The sequence below is a fragment of the uncultured Kiloniella sp. genome (assembly GCF_937128705.1).
Classification (GTDB): Bacteria; Pseudomonadota; Alphaproteobacteria; order Kiloniellales; family Kiloniellaceae; genus Kiloniella.
The window spans coordinates 1-13,768 of record NZ_CAKZMP010000139.1 but is presented as its reverse complement, the minus strand read 5'-3'; the positions used below and the strand labels follow the sequence as shown (position 1 = coordinate 13,768).

Here is a 13,768-nt window from a genome sequence, read left to right as displayed (position 1 = left end):
AATATATTTGAAGTTATCCGTACAAACGCCAGATGAAAGACCGAAAGCCGTTGAATTCGACACACGGATCGCATCATCAATATCTTTTACGCGGATAATCGGAATAGCAGGTCCAAAGGTTTCTTCGCGTACCAGTTCACAATCGAATGGAACATAGTCAACAACTGTTGGCGGATAAAGTGCGCCTTCACGATTATTACCATAAAGAAGCTTAGCACCTACTTCGACGGCATCGTTCACACGACGTTCAAACATTGACGCAGATTCAGCATCGATAACGCACCCAAGATCTGTTTCCGGGTCCATCGGATCGCCGTATTTGATCTTCTGTGCTTTTTCAAGAACAAGCTTGGAAAATTCGTCTGCGATTTCTTCAACAACAAGAATACGCTTAACGGCGGTACAGCGCTGGCCAGAGTTCTTTGTTGCACCTGCTACAGCAAGTTCAGCGGCCTTATCAAGATCGGCATCTTCCATCACAATTAGCGGAGCATTACCACCAAGCTCAAGAACTGTACGGCGATATCCTGCATTTTCAGCGATGTATTTGCCAACAGGCACACCACCAGTGAATGTCACCAGTTCAATATTCTTATTCGTGATAAACTCATTACCAAGATCTTCTGGGAGCCCCGTGATAATGGTCAGCATTTCCTTGGGTAAACCAGCTTCATAAATGATATCAGCCAATATCAAAGCCGTTAACGGCGTTTTCTCGGTTGGCTTACAAACAATACAGTTGTTTGTTGCAATTGCAGGCGCAATCTTATGAGAAATCATATTCAAAGGATGATTAAACGGTGTGATGGCAGAAATTGCTTTCAAGGGTTCACGCTCTGTGAAGATTTTACGTGACTTACCCTGAGGTGTGATATCACAAGAGAAAATCTCCCCATCGTCCAGAATACACATCTGACCAGCCAGTGTATAAACATCATAGGCTCGACCAACTTCGTATAATGAATCTTTCTTACAAAGGCCAGATTCAGCAGTGATGATGTCTGAAATCTCTTCTTTACGATCGTTCAAAATCTCTGCCACGCGGAAGAGAATTTGTTGACGCTCATAACGTGTCAATTTTGATTCGTAGTTTGCCGCGATTTCAAAAGCTTCTTTTGCATGCGCGGCAGTACCGCGAGGCACAGACCCAATCACTTCGTTTGTGTAGGGGTAATGCACATCAATACGGCCTTCGGTATCAACCTTCTTACCAGCGATACGCATTGGTTCGTGACCAACAATCTTTACAGACATTCTTCTATCCTTATTTCCTGCCCTTATTTAAGGCCAATTACTCAGCGTAGTTTACAGAGCAATAGAACGCGTCAAAGTTACGGAGACGCATATCTGATGGAATACCCGACATTGGGCGATTACTGATAAACGGTACTTTCTGTTCAGTGATACCACCGTGTGTCCGCAATGGGCGATCCAGCGCAGAAAGATCATGACGCTCTTCAGAGGTTCCCAAAGCCAAATGACGTTCGGAAATAATGATAATGTCACCCATGCGATCTTCGGGTAGTTCCAACATAGCGCAACCAGCGGGACCAGATATAGCCAACTCGACACCATCAACCTGTGACAAACGCTTGATCGCTTCATCCACACTCTGCCCTTTTGGCAAATAAGCGGTCGCAAAAGATCCCAGCGCACCATGGTGAACAACATATGGATCAGTAATCGGCAGGATAACACGGGCTTCATCTTTGCCGTACCATCCGTCAAACAGATCCTGTAAATACAGAACATTCGGTTTGCCGTCAGCATCATGTTTCGGGTTCATACCGTGGTCAGCTGTTAGGGTCAGGACAGCGCCCAACTCATCAAGTTGTGCCCAGTATTTATCCATCATTTCATAGAAAGCCAATGCACCCTCTTCTTCAGGAGCATATTTGTGTTGAATGAAATCAGTTGTGGAAAGATACATGATCTCTGGACGAACAGTTTCCAACAGTTTGACGCCAGCGGCGAAAACAAACTCGGAAAGATCAGCACTGTATACAGAAGGAACAGGCATACCAACAAAATCATTAACATTATCAATGCCGTTGTCTGCCATATTGGCAAGATCAGATTTTTCAGCAGAGAAGCAAATCGCATTGCCTTTGCTGTAATCCAGACCATGCCCGAGAAGTAAACGAAGTTTGTCTTTTGCAGTGACAACAGCAACCTTGGCACCAGCATCCTGATAAGAAGAGAAGATCGTTTTTGCGCGGTAGTAACTTGGCGCATTCATCAATTCTTCTTCACCGGTTTCCTGATTGTAGAAGTAGTTACCACAAATACCGTGGTAACGCGGCGGACAACCACTCACGATGGAAAGGTTATTCGGGTTCGTGAATGAAGGCACAACAGATTCTGCAATACGGTTTGTATTTACACCGCTATCAAGCAGGCTTTTCAGCCATGGCATACGCCCGGCCTTCATCGCAACTTCCATATAATCCGGTTCGCTGCCATCAACACAGACCACCACGACAGGGCGATCAGATCTTTTATACAAACGGCCATTGGCCTGAACGAGTTTACCAGTACTCATAGGGTATCTCCCACTATAACAAATGCCCAATCAAGGAACGAATATCGGGTTAGGCAGCAGCCGGCGCGCAATTTTTCACGCCCATTTCATTTAATGTTTCTTCGATGACAACCAATGCATTGCGAATGTCATCATTACCCATGCGACCAATACAGCCAACACGGAACGAGTCTGCAACAGTCAACTTACCCGGGTAGATCAAATAACCACGTTCAGCAAGACGATCATAAAAATTCTGGAAATCAAATTTTGGATCTGTCGGCTTGTGGAAGGTCACAATAATTGGCGCTTGCAGATGATCGGGCAAAAGAGTTTCAAAACCCATCGCACGCATACCATCGACAAGAATTTTGCAGTTGGAAGCATAACGACCTCCGCGCCCCTCGACACCACCTTCAGCTTCGTATTCACGAATAGCCTGTTCAAAGGCAACAATACAGTGTGTCGGCGGCGTAAACCGCCACTGGTCTGTCTTTTCCATCTGCACCCACTGATCATAAAGATCCAGAACCAGTGAAGGCGCATTGCCTTTTGTTTTTTCCAAAACAGTTCTACGAACAAGAACGAACCCCATTCCAGGGACACCTTCAAGGCACTTGTTGGAAGAAGCAGCAACTGCATCATATTTGATTTTTGATGCATCAACAGGAAGTGCCCCAAACGCAGACATCGAATCAATCAAAAGAGAACGTCCATGCTTTTCAACCACCTCGGAGACACCAGCAATTGGATTGAGGACACCAGACGTTGTTTCACAGTGGATAACAGCGACATGGGTAATGGCCTTATCTTCACTCAAGCGAGTATCAAGATCTGAAATACTTACGGGTTGATCTTCCGGATATTCCATAATCTCGTGTGCACGTCCGTAATAGCTACAGATTTTCGCCATACGATGACCGTAGGCACCGTTGACAAGGATTAACAGCTTACCATCCTGCGGTACCAGCGTCCCCAACATGGCTTCGACAGAAAAAGTTCCGCTGCCCTGCATGGGAACACAAACAAAATCATCTTGCCCATTAATTATGCTTAAGAGACTACTGCGAACACGTCGGTTAATTTCGATAAATTTTTTATCACGAGAACCGAAATCATGAAGCATTGCTTCCTTAGTAGAAACAGACGTAGTCAAGGGACCTGGTGTTAAAAGCCAGGGGTCACCAGACGGGGAAGCAGCAACTGCAGATGTCTTATCAGACATATGGGATCTCCTCATTTGATCCAAGAACAAAAGCGATGGGTTAACCCCACATCACCTGATTAACTTCATCTGTTCATCCACCTATTTATAAACTTTTTATTTTAAGTGTTCTGAACGTCTTGCTCTATATGCATCGAATCTTTATCATAAATCAAATCGATACTTTTTATATTACAAATTGGTTTTACCTATGAATTATGCTCAGATCCGTGCGTTCCATGCTGTGGCCAGCGAAGGAAGCTTTACCAAGGCTGCAGATGTTCTCAATGTAACTCAGCCAACACTCTCTGGTCAGGTCGCAGCTCTGGAAGAAATTTACGGTGTGAAACTGTTTGAGCGCCGGGGACGCGGTATCGAAATCACCGAAATCGGTCGCCGCCTACATGCTGTAACCCTCCGTCAGTTTGCCGTTGAATTAGAAGCAGAACAGGTCTTACTTTCGGCCCGCGGCCTTATGTCCGGTCAACTCCGCGTTGCGGCTGATGCCCCCTATCATGTCGTTCCTTTACTTGCGACTTTCAGCCGGTTGTACCCAGGGATTAACTTTTCAATGAGCTTTGGTAACTCTCAACAGGTTCTACAGGGGCTTTATGAACGAAAGTCTGATGTTGTGGTTATGCCCAACATTCATGAAGATCGACGCCTTCACGCCGCTCCCTTAAAACGGGAGCCGCTGATTGTTTTTGTTGATCGCAACCACCCCTGGGCTGCGAGACGCAGTATAAGCATTACTGAACTGCCACATCATCGTATAATTTTGCGAGAAAAGGGTTCCGTCACCCGTAAAATCTTTGAAACGGCCCTTGAGAGTGCCGGGGTTAAATTAACCGATATTCTCGAAATCGGAAGCCGTGAAGCCGTCAGAGAGGCTGTTGCATCGGGCCTTGGGATCGGAGTGGTTTTTGAAAGCGAATTTGGTAACGACACTCGCCTTCATGGGCTAACGGTTAGAGATGTTCAACTCGAAGGCCTTGAATATGTCGCCTGCCTTAAAGACCAAAAGGACTCACCAGTGATACGCGCATTCTTTGACCAAATACAAAGCTCAACAGCAACTAATCTGGCTTAGGACTTTGGTATGGAAAAATAAATTAACCACTTTCAGAGCCTGTATGTGCTATAGTTTTACCAAGCTTTTCCTGTTTAGACGTAGAGAGGCCAAGTGATGCTCATCAGAATATCCATTATATTTCTTGCTCTTGTCAGCTTCTTTACCATTAGTTTCAGCGCTAATTCTCAGGCTCAACCATCAAATAGCTGCACATCATTTAGCGGCAATGGCATTAATAATTGGTATCCTTTTGTCTATCGAAAAGACGATGGACAGCTAACCGGTATCGTTGTTGATGGAACACAAGAAGCCCTCAAAAGAATTGGTCTGGAACTTGAGATCGATAACGATAAACCCTGGAAACGTATTCTCTATGACCTGGAACAGGGAAATGTTGATATGGTGCTCGGTGCATATTGGAACAAAGAACGCGCGGCACAATACCATTATTCAGAACAACTCGGGACTGATGAACTCAGAGTATTTGTCAAAGACGGCAAACAATTTCCCCTCACATCTCCTCAGGATCTTATTGGCCACTCAGGTATGAGATTACTCGGCGGTTCACTCGGTGACGAATTCGACACCTTTGCGAGTAATCATCTAGATTTCATTGAAGTCCCGAAAAGCGATAGCATTGTTATTATGCTACAGAACAACAGGGCTGATTATGGGATATTGGGGTATGTAGAAGGCCTGCAACACATCCATGCCCTTGGTTTGGAAAAAACCATTGTTCCCTTGAATATGCCGATCCTATCGAATGCAATGCATGTCATGATAAACAAAAATGCTAGTTGTGCTCATCACGTTGAGGATATGAACAAGGCCATTTTAGACATGAGAGACGATGGTACTTTACAAAATATTATTGATGACCATCTCAGCTTAATAAGAAAGTGAGAAAACCCCCACCTGAAGCTTCTGATAAACCAACAGTATTTCCATTAAGGCACACAAGAAAATCTTTTCTATTGGCGTATTCTAATTTACTCACCGCTTTTGCACATCTATAAGATTTCTAGTTAAATACTAAGATTACTCTTTGCATTGATTTAATCACAATCAAGGGCAAAGATATTGTCTAATTTTATCGACGTTTTGAAGGTACAGTACGAATGACAGATGATATTAAAGCAAAGCTTGGTGAATACCGGGATAGTATTGATAATATTGACGCTGCTTTAATCTATATGCTGTCTGAAAGATTTAAAGTCACAGAAAAAGTCGGCTTGTTCAAAAAAGAGTACGACTTGCCCCCCGCAGATCCGTCAAGAGAGCAAAAACAAATCGAACGCCTGCGTGAACTTGCAAAATCAGCAAAATTAGATCCTGATTTTTCAGAAAAATTTATCAATTTTGTTATCGAAGAAGTTATCCGTAATCATAAAAAAATCCGTAAGGGATAATTCTAGGCCAGATCGCAAGCAAACAAGGCCTGCAAAATAGTTACTCTTCGCTTTTCTAAATATATCTACCCTCAAGAAGGTCACTCTGCTTGAGGCATTTTGTCGTATTGCCAACCTAGTCTCATCAATAAAGGATAAACACCCTAAAAGAGAGACCCTAGGCGATACCATGCATCCACCAGATAAAGATAGTGATTTCTACGAGGTATACTTAAAAGAAATCAGGACGGAGAAAAATGAAGAACGGTTACCCCCCGATATTTCCCGACAAAATCTTGATCCGATCCAAAATAGTCAAAGTGCTTGGGGTCCTTTAGACGCACTTCCTGGTAATCCCATGATGTGGATCTTGATTATCAGTGAACTCATGGTTTTTGGCCTATTACTTGCGGGGTATTGTGTAAAATTTATAGAAAACCCAGAACTCTTTACCAATTCACAAGCACAACTCAATCGTTTGATTGGGGGTCTCAACACTTTAATTCTCATTACCAGCGGCTTATTCGCTGCTCTAGCAAACGAGACAAGTAAAGAAAACAAGACATCTTTAACCCGTGCTTTCTTATCCGTGACAGCGGCCCTTGGGTTTCTTTTTCTCGCATTAAAGTTTTACGAGTACAGCGAAAAAAGCGCTTTGGGGATTTCAATAGAAACCAACAGCTTTTATACCCTGTTTTATCTCATGACTGGTTTTCATGCCGCACATGTAATCTTTGGCTTATTACTTCTTGGATTGGTCAGTTTTTACAATCGGCACGAAAATATTCAGACTGCTTGCGCCTTTTGGCATATGGTAGATCTTATCTGGCTGATCCTATACCCAATTCTCTATTTGGTGAGGTAACCTATGAGCAATCCCCTCAATAATACCCCCTGTAAAAAGCCTGTCCCCCTATTTCGCCTCATCATCACCTGGGCGCTCATGTTCGGATTAACAATAATCAGCATGTTCAGCGGTAATGTATTTGAATCGCACGAGATAGCGGCACCAATTGGTTTTATTCCTGTTGTTATATTAATGTTAACAACTCTATTCAAATGCCGCTTGCTTTTACTTGATTTTCTAGAGCTCCGTCACGTAGCACCACAATGGAAACGTGGCTTCTTTTTTGCAATTCTCGTCATCACCGGAATGGTTTTAGCGGCTTATGCTCTGGCATTTGGTATATAAGAAACAAACTTTGAACCAAAATTTTTCCTCACCATAAACCCCACCCTTATTCTGAGAGGGCTTTAACATAATACCACTGCCGACCTTTTTTACGAAACAGGCTTTTTTCCCGCTGTTCATGGGCAACACCATCAACAACAGATCGAGCGATAAACACGACTGCCCCCTCTTTGTCAGTTACCTGTCCACGATCGCTTGCAATGATCTCTAGCCCAAGCCATCGACTATCTTGCGCTCTGAGTAGGGTTCCAATTTCATTAAATGATTTTTGATACTGCGGCCACAGAGTTGTTTTTAGGTAGCTGATATCCTGTTTAACATAGGCCGAATAGCGAGATCGCATTAATTGTTCAGCAGTTTCTGGTAATGTCAAACCCGAATGAAATCGACGACAACAGCTATCATAAGGGGCGCTTGCCCCACAGGGGCACATCTCGTTCTCAACCATAAAAACTTGAACCTTGGTAATTTACGCGAGCTGCCGACTTAACTGACTAAGCCCTTGTTCCTGCGCTTCGCTCATTTGGCCGCCCTCAATTGTAGAGATATAGGTAACCATTGTTAAAAGCTGCTTTTTCTCTTCCACGTCTAAAGCTCGCCTCAGCACACGACTCAATCGCCTGATAGCTTCATCAACATTAGCAGTCTGTTCCATCAACCAACGACTTTGGCCCGTAATTTCAACGGCCTCTTCTTCGGATGTATTGAACACCCGCTTACACTCTTCTTTAATCGCAACCAGCTGTTCTCTTGTATAGTCCCCATCCATACGAGCAAAAGCTGCCAAAATTGTCGCCGCAGCAACTCTGTTGTCTTCAACATTTTCAAGCGGATTAGCTTTGGTTTTACGACCATGATTATAACGTCGTGCCGTCGCTCTGATATCATCTACAGCTTCAACAACATCTCTTGCAGCTTCCGCAGTTGACCGTACACGCCAAATAAAAAAAGCAATTCCGCCCAAAACAGCAACAATACCTAGTAAAATATGCATAGTTTATATCCGAACCCCCATGATCGTAGATTAAACTATTTCGACTAATAACTTGTGATCTTTCTTTTAATATAGGGTTATAGCGCAACACAAGAACGATTAAGTCACATTTGACTTAAAACCATGAGATGTACCCCCAACATACGTTCTATTTATTAGTTGCTCGTTCAAAGCGAACTTTATTTATAAGCCCCTGAACTACTTCATAGATTGCCAACACATGAAGAACGCCATCCCCAAGGCCTGTTACCTCTTCTTCATCAATGACAACACGCCCCACTGCAATGCGGTTAAGTAACTTGGCGTGTAAATTTGGATGAGAAAAACGATCCGCATAGGCTTTACGAAAAGCAGCCATTCCCCGAAAAAGAACTTCACCATCGATAAGAAGTTCAACTTCGACATCATCACTAAAGCAGGAACAGAACAGATCGAGGTCGTGGCTGTTATAGGCAGCAAGCTGTTTTTCAGCGAGTTGAACAGCCGAAAGGGTCATTACAGATTTCCTTTAGTTCATCAGACAATAAGATAGCAAAAGGGGCAGAAGGTATCTGCCCCTTTTCTTTTACTAAATACTGCCTATTAAACAACGATAAGCATTAGCGTTGTCGCCAAGCCTGCGTTTTCTTTTCCATATATTTAGACACAACAGCATGGAGAAGGCGCGCCGCCGCGTTCGTATAGAAAATCATCATTCCCATCGCTGCTGCCGGGGCGATATCCCCCGCATCATCCATGTTCAGAACCGCTACCGATGCCAGCTGTGTGTGGTACGAATAGATGAAAACCACCGCAGAGACTGTCGTCATTGCATTCACAAAGAGATAGATCGCAATTTCCAAAATAGCTGGCGAGCAAACCGGTACCGTGACCTTCAGGAACATTTTGTAAAAAGGCTGCTGAAGAGATTGCGAGACGGATTCAAACTCTTTATCCATCTGCTTTAATGCTGTCATCGCCGTTAGATGCGCCACAGTATAAAAGTGAGTCACGGTTGAAACAACAAGGATTGCCATTGTGCCATAGATAAAGTTGAAAGGATTATCCGGATTATTAAAGAAGAAAATGTAGGATAAGCCCAACACCATACCCGGCACAGCCATTGGCATCATCGCCAGGAATTGAAACAGTGTTCTTCCTTGTTGGAAACCACGTCCCTTTTCCACCATGTAGGCCCCGGTGAACACAACTGTCGTCCCCACAGCCGCTGTCCAAAGAGCCATCTGGATAGAATTATAATAAGAATCCCATCCGCCACCATCCATCAAATCAAAGTTATAATGCTGCAACCCAAGGGAAAGATTGTAGGGCCAGAACTTCACCAAAGCAGCAAACTGACAGGTTGCCAAAATTGTAACAATTATCAGCACAATAAAACCAGAATAGCTCATCATAAGTGCGTCAAATTTACTATCTGGTTTTGGCTCGAAAGGAACAGCACGTGCAGAAAGTTGTGCAACCTGTTTTTTCTGCACCTGACGATCGATAAAGAAAGCAAAAATCGCAGGGATCAAAAGCACCACGGAAACCACAGCACCCATGGAAAAGTTTTGCTGCCCGATAACCTGTTTATAAATATCAACTGCGAGAACGTTATACTGTCCACCAATCACCTTTGGCACACCAAAGTCCGTAATCACCAATGTGAACACAACAAAAGCCGCAGAAATCAAACCATACCGTGCACTTGGCAACGTAACAGTCCAGAAGATCTTCCACTTTGGGGCGCGTAAAACAGTTGCAGCTTCATACAAACGTGCATCAGAAATAGACAGAGCAGTCATTATGATCAGAAGTGCATGGGGAAAGGTAAAGAATACCTCTGCAATCACGATCCCCAATGGTCCATATATCGTCTCTCCAAACAAAAGCCACTTCATATAACCCTGTTTTCCGAACATATAGATAAGCCCAATCCCCGGTAACAAAGATGGAACCAGAATGGGGATCATTGCCATAATCTTGAAAAAACCCTTGAACCGCATACAAGATCGGGTCAAGGCATAGGCATAGATAAAAGCCAGTGTAACAGTTATCACCATCGTGATAATTGAAATCGTTACCGAGTTTTCAATGGAATTAAATAGAGCTGGCGTAGAAAAATACTTGATATAGTTTTCAACGCCAATGAATACGCCATCTTTATTCTCAAATGATTTTGAGAGCATGATGTATAACGGAAAAGCCAGTGCAATCAGCAGATAGGCCCCAATCATCACCATAAAGGCGCGCATGGTCCAGTCATCACGACTGGCCTTTGGTTTTACCACTTTCAATGGCGTAGAATTTGTTACCTCCGCCATATCAATTTACTCCAGGAAATACCGTCAAACGGTCATGGGGAATAGAAACCGTAATGGTGTCGCCTTCTTTAACACCAGTACGCCTAACCATGTTGATAGAGAAATCTCCTTTAATATGGGCATCGCTATTGGTTTGTTTACTCAACAGGTCGACCCGGAAAAAAGATCCCATAAACTCCATATACTTCACTTCAGCTTCAAAGGCGTTTGGAAGTTTCTTACCCCCCTCTTGAACCAAAAGATTTTCAGGACGGAAGGCCACTGTAATATTGCCACGCTCGGTAATTTTTTCTGGGTCGCATTTAAGTTCAACACTACCCATTTTAAGGGTATCACTGCCATTCACCTGGCCCGGAACAAAATTCATCGTACCAATAAAATCGGCAACAAAGGCTGACGCCGGATGACGATAAATTTCAAGTGGTGATCCCACCTGCTCAATGACCCCATCATTCATAACAACGATACGGTCTGCCATTGTCAGGGCTTCTTCCTGATCATGTGTGACCATAATCGTCGTAACGCCAAGTGTACGCTGTAATTCTTTGATTTCATGGCGAAGATGGGCACGTACCTTTGCATCCAGCGCAGATAGAGGTTCATCAAGCAATAGCAAACCAGGGTTTGTCGCAATCGCTCGCGCCAATGCAATACGCTGTTGTTGGCCACCAGATAACTGTGCAGGGTACTTGTCAGCTTGTGAGTTAAGACCAACAAGTTCGAGAAGTTCATTAACTCGTTTATCTATGTCAGCCCTAGGCAGCTTTCTGTTTTCCAAACCAAAGGCAATGTTTTTGTGGATCGTCAGATTTGGGAATAAAGCATAGGATTGGAACACAATACCAAAATCACGCTCACTAGGCGGAAGAGATGACACATCTTCTCCCCCTTGTGTCACTGTGCCAAAGGTTTGAATATCCAGACCTGCGATAGCACGTAACAGTGTCGTCTTCCCACAGCCGGATGGCCCCAAGAAACACACGAACTCGCCTTCGTAAATCTCTAACGAAATATCGGATAACGCCGTAAAGTTACCGAACTGTTTTGTTAAATTAGATGCTGTTAAATAGGGCTTTTGCCCATTTCCTGTTTCGACCCGGATATCAGCAGTATTTGCGCTCATTGCCATTCCTCTCAAGCGGCAAAACGGCACAGTTTATCCTGTGCTCTTTTGCAACAGCTTAATTGCATCAGCATCAACAACTCTCGATATTTTGCACAGACTTTGCACATTTCAAAATCTGGCTCAAACATCAAAACAATAGAATTACGTTTGATTACTGACGTTTTATTTAACTGTAAATTATTGTGTAGAACGTTAAGTGAAAATGTATCACCGTTCTAACACTTGTATTTTGATATTCCGCTCTCTGGCTCACCAAAGAGCGGAATATCTAACTTATCTTATGATTTTGGTCTGGTTAGTTTTTAGGCTCAGACTTGGAATCATAACGATCTGTCCATTCAGCCAGAATCGCATCACGATTGTTCGCAGACCATTCAAAGTCCATTGCGATCATGCTGTCTGTAATGTTTGCAGGGTAATTTTCAATTGGTTTTGAAATACCTGGCATAGCAACAACAGCGTAACCTTGATTGTAATGCTCCATAGCTGGTTTTGAGACAATGAAGTCCATCAATTTCTTGGCTGCATCCAACTTCTTGGTGCCCTTAACAATCGCTGCGGCTTCCATTTCCCAACCGACACCTTCTGATGGCATCACGATTTCCAATGGCGCACCTTGGTTTTTAGATTTTGCGGCACGGAAAGCAAAAGAAATCCCGATGGACACTTCACCAGCTGCAGCCTGTTTACAAGGTTTGGAACCAGAGTGTGTATAATGGCTGATGTTTTCGTGGAGGTCATCCATGAACGCCCAACCATCTTCTTCACCAAACATTTGTAACCAGCTAGCAACATCTAGGAAACCAGTACCAGAAGACCCTGGGTTTGGCATTGCGACATGGCCTTTATATTCAGGCTTCGTCAGATCAGCCCAAGATGTTGGCATTGGAAGATTGTTCGCTTCTGCTTCAACTGTGTTCACACAAACAGCAGCAACCCACGCATCCATACCAGCCCAAACAGGGGCATCTGAATTATCACGGAAGCGACTATCCAGTTGATCAACGCCAGCAGGAGCATAAGTTTCAAACATGTCTTCTTTTTTCATAAGAAGAAGACTGGACCCAGCCAAGCCCCAGACAACATCAGCTTGCGGGTTGTCTTTTTCAGCCAATAATTTAGCAGTAACAACACCTGTGGAATCGCGTACCCAATTGACCGTAATGTCGGGATGCACTTCGTTAAATGCAGCAGCATAACGCTTAAGATCTTCCGCTTCCACAGCAGTATAAACAGTCAGATCTTCAGCAGATACACTGCCAGTAAGAAAGCCAATAGCGGCCAAAGTTGTGGCTACGCCACCTAGCAGTTTGGTTGAAAATGCTTTTTTCATTACTTTCATGCTCCTCGTTGTGATCGTCAAAGGGCTTTCCCTTCAACATCCCTATTCAGTTTTATGTACTGTGCCGTCTATAGCGGCACTTTGTTACATTTATGCTAAGTCTTTGTTACGCAAAAACTTTAACTTGAACATCCGTCCAAACTTAATTCCTCCGAAAAGGAATCAAGGCCCTTTCAAACTGAGAGTATCCTGCCAAAAGCACTCTCAGTTTACCGGCTACGCCGGATTACGTGTTCGCCTTCGCAGACCTTCTCTCAGAATGAGGCCGTACCCGAAGACGACTTTCATGCAATTCACCACTCGCATCCAAAATCGGATAAGCAACAGATGTCAAATGTGAATTTATTCGCTTTAAATCCCTGATCATATCGATATGCAAAGCAGAGGATTCAATTGATTCAATGCGTCCTTCTCTCAACCGATCGAGGTGCTTGTCTCCACCACGTTGCTCCATATCCCTGAACTTCTCTTTACCAGCAATAAGCTGTCTGGCGATATCCACATCACCAGATACAAAAGCCGTCATCGCCAGCTGCATCTGATCCAATGCCATGCGATGTAGCTCGACCAATTCAATCCAACCTTGCTCAGAGAATTCAATTCTTTTCTTAATTTTTGTATTCGCT

At 43.8% G+C, this 13,768-nt stretch carries 15 protein-coding genes; 5 read left to right on the top strand and 10 right to left on the bottom strand.

Features of this window, described 5'->3' with window-relative positions:
* From phnY to Q0241_RS07800, 3 genes are all read right to left on the bottom strand, one after another.
* On the bottom strand, window positions 1-1,254 hold a 1,254-nt coding region (gene phnY, locus Q0241_RS07810), incomplete at its 3' end, for a phosphonoacetaldehyde dehydrogenase (protein WP_299375632.1).
* 37 nt (window positions 1,255-1,291) lie between these two features.
* Window positions 1,292-2,542, bottom strand: a complete 1,251-nt coding sequence (gene phnA / locus Q0241_RS07805) for a phosphonoacetate hydrolase (protein ID WP_299375631.1) — start codon at window positions 2,540-2,542, stop codon at window positions 1,292-1,294.
* Window positions 2,543-2,591: 49 nt separating this feature from the next.
* Window positions 2,592-3,746 carry a 2-aminoethylphosphonate--pyruvate transaminase gene (locus Q0241_RS07800; protein WP_299375629.1) on the bottom strand — a complete coding sequence of 385 codons (1,155 nt, stop codon included), beginning with the start codon at window positions 3,744-3,746 and terminating at the stop codon, window positions 2,592-2,594.
* A gap of 190 nt (window positions 3,747-3,936) precedes the next feature.
* Here Q0241_RS07800 and Q0241_RS07795 point away from each other — a divergent pair, with 190 nt between their 5' ends.
* The 5 genes from Q0241_RS07795 (at window position 3,937) to Q0241_RS07775 (ending at window position 7,377) form a co-directional block, all read left to right on the top strand.
* Window positions 3,937-4,815, top strand: a complete 879-nt coding sequence (locus Q0241_RS07795; RefSeq protein ID WP_299375627.1) for a LysR substrate-binding domain-containing protein — start codon at window positions 3,937-3,939, stop codon at window positions 4,813-4,815.
* Window positions 4,816-4,911: 96 nt separating this feature from the next.
* Entirely contained in the window at window positions 4,912-5,700 is a 789-nt protein-coding gene (locus Q0241_RS07790; protein WP_299375625.1) for a transporter substrate-binding domain-containing protein, read from the top strand.
* Between the two features lie 215 nt (window positions 5,701-5,915).
* Complete coding sequence (locus Q0241_RS07785) at window positions 5,916-6,206, top strand: chorismate mutase (RefSeq protein ID WP_299375623.1); 291 nt, start codon at window positions 5,916-5,918, stop codon at window positions 6,204-6,206.
* Window positions 6,207-6,375: 169 nt separating this feature from the next.
* Window positions 6,376-7,050 carry a cytochrome c oxidase subunit 3 family protein gene (locus Q0241_RS07780; RefSeq protein ID WP_299375621.1) on the top strand — a complete coding sequence of 225 codons (675 nt, stop codon included), beginning with the start codon at window positions 6,376-6,378 and terminating at the stop codon, window positions 7,048-7,050.
* A gap of 3 nt (window positions 7,051-7,053) precedes the next feature.
* Complete coding sequence (locus Q0241_RS07775; protein ID WP_299375619.1) at window positions 7,054-7,377, top strand: cytochrome C oxidase subunit IV family protein; 324 nt, start codon at window positions 7,054-7,056, stop codon at window positions 7,375-7,377.
* 46 nt (window positions 7,378-7,423) lie between these two features.
* On the opposite strand, the gene Q0241_RS07770 is transcribed toward Q0241_RS07775, so the two are convergent.
* From Q0241_RS07770 to Q0241_RS07740, 7 genes are all read right to left on the bottom strand, one after another.
* On the bottom strand, window positions 7,424-7,825 hold the full coding sequence (locus tag Q0241_RS07770; RefSeq protein WP_299375617.1) for a YchJ family metal-binding protein: 402 nt from the start codon (window positions 7,823-7,825) through the stop codon (window positions 7,424-7,426).
* Between the two features lie 21 nt (window positions 7,826-7,846).
* A complete protein-coding gene (locus Q0241_RS07765; protein WP_299375615.1) occupies window positions 7,847-8,371 on the bottom strand; it encodes a hypothetical protein in 525 nt (174 codons plus the stop codon).
* Between the two features lie 148 nt (window positions 8,372-8,519).
* Window positions 8,520-8,867, bottom strand: a complete 348-nt coding sequence (locus Q0241_RS07760) for a nuclear transport factor 2 family protein (protein ID WP_299375613.1) — start codon at window positions 8,865-8,867, stop codon at window positions 8,520-8,522.
* A 103-nt stretch (window positions 8,868-8,970) separates the two neighbouring features.
* Window positions 8,971-10,674 (bottom strand): putative 2-aminoethylphosphonate ABC transporter permease subunit, encoded by a 1,704-nt coding sequence (locus tag Q0241_RS07755; RefSeq protein WP_299375611.1) that lies wholly within the window; start codon window positions 10,672-10,674, stop codon window positions 8,971-8,973.
* A 1-nt stretch (window position 10,675) separates the two neighbouring features.
* Complete coding sequence (locus Q0241_RS07750; RefSeq protein WP_299375609.1) at window positions 10,676-11,797, bottom strand: putative 2-aminoethylphosphonate ABC transporter ATP-binding protein; 1,122 nt, start codon at window positions 11,795-11,797, stop codon at window positions 10,676-10,678.
* A 298-nt stretch (window positions 11,798-12,095) separates the two neighbouring features.
* Window positions 12,096-13,133: a putative 2-aminoethylphosphonate ABC transporter substrate-binding protein gene (locus Q0241_RS07745; RefSeq protein ID WP_299375607.1), complete on the bottom strand. Its 1,038-nt coding sequence runs from the start codon at window positions 13,131-13,133 to the stop codon at window positions 12,096-12,098.
* A 235-nt stretch (window positions 13,134-13,368) separates the two neighbouring features.
* Window positions 13,369-13,768 (bottom strand): PhoU domain-containing protein (locus Q0241_RS07740; protein WP_299375605.1); only part of this gene is annotated, 400 nt, incomplete at its 5' end.

Bases quoted from the DNA above. Each gene is read 5' to 3' on its own strand.
- phnA (WP_299375631.1), bottom strand. From the start codon at position 2,542: ATGAGTACTGGTAAACTCGTTCAGGCCAATGGCCGTTTGTATAAAAGA.
- Q0241_RS07800 (WP_299375629.1), bottom strand. From the start codon at position 3,746: ATGTCTGATAAGACATCTGCAGTTGCTGCTTCCCCGTCTGGTGACCCC.
- Q0241_RS07795 (WP_299375627.1), top strand. From the start codon at position 3,937: ATGAATTATGCTCAGATCCGTGCGTTCCATGCTGTGGCCAGCGAAGGA.
- Q0241_RS07790 (WP_299375625.1), top strand. From the start codon at position 4,912: ATGCTCATCAGAATATCCATTATATTTCTTGCTCTTGTCAGCTTCTTT.
- Q0241_RS07785 (WP_299375623.1), top strand. From the start codon at position 5,916: ATGACAGATGATATTAAAGCAAAGCTTGGTGAATACCGGGATAGTATT.
- Q0241_RS07780 (WP_299375621.1), top strand. From the start codon at position 6,376: ATGCATCCACCAGATAAAGATAGTGATTTCTACGAGGTATACTTAAAA.
- Q0241_RS07775 (WP_299375619.1), top strand. From the start codon at position 7,054: ATGAGCAATCCCCTCAATAATACCCCCTGTAAAAAGCCTGTCCCCCTA.
- Q0241_RS07770 (WP_299375617.1), bottom strand. From the start codon at position 7,825: ATGGTTGAGAACGAGATGTGCCCCTGTGGGGCAAGCGCCCCTTATGAT.
- Q0241_RS07765 (WP_299375615.1), bottom strand. From the start codon at position 8,371: ATGCATATTTTACTAGGTATTGTTGCTGTTTTGGGCGGAATTGCTTTT.
- Q0241_RS07760 (WP_299375613.1), bottom strand. From the start codon at position 8,867: ATGACCCTTTCGGCTGTTCAACTCGCTGAAAAACAGCTTGCTGCCTAT.
- Q0241_RS07755 (WP_299375611.1), bottom strand. From the start codon at position 10,674: ATGGCGGAGGTAACAAATTCTACGCCATTGAAAGTGGTAAAACCAAAG.
- Q0241_RS07750 (WP_299375609.1), bottom strand. From the start codon at position 11,797: ATGAGCGCAAATACTGCTGATATCCGGGTCGAAACAGGAAATGGGCAA.
- Q0241_RS07745 (WP_299375607.1), bottom strand. From the start codon at position 13,133: ATGAAAAAAGCATTTTCAACCAAACTGCTAGGTGGCGTAGCCACAACT.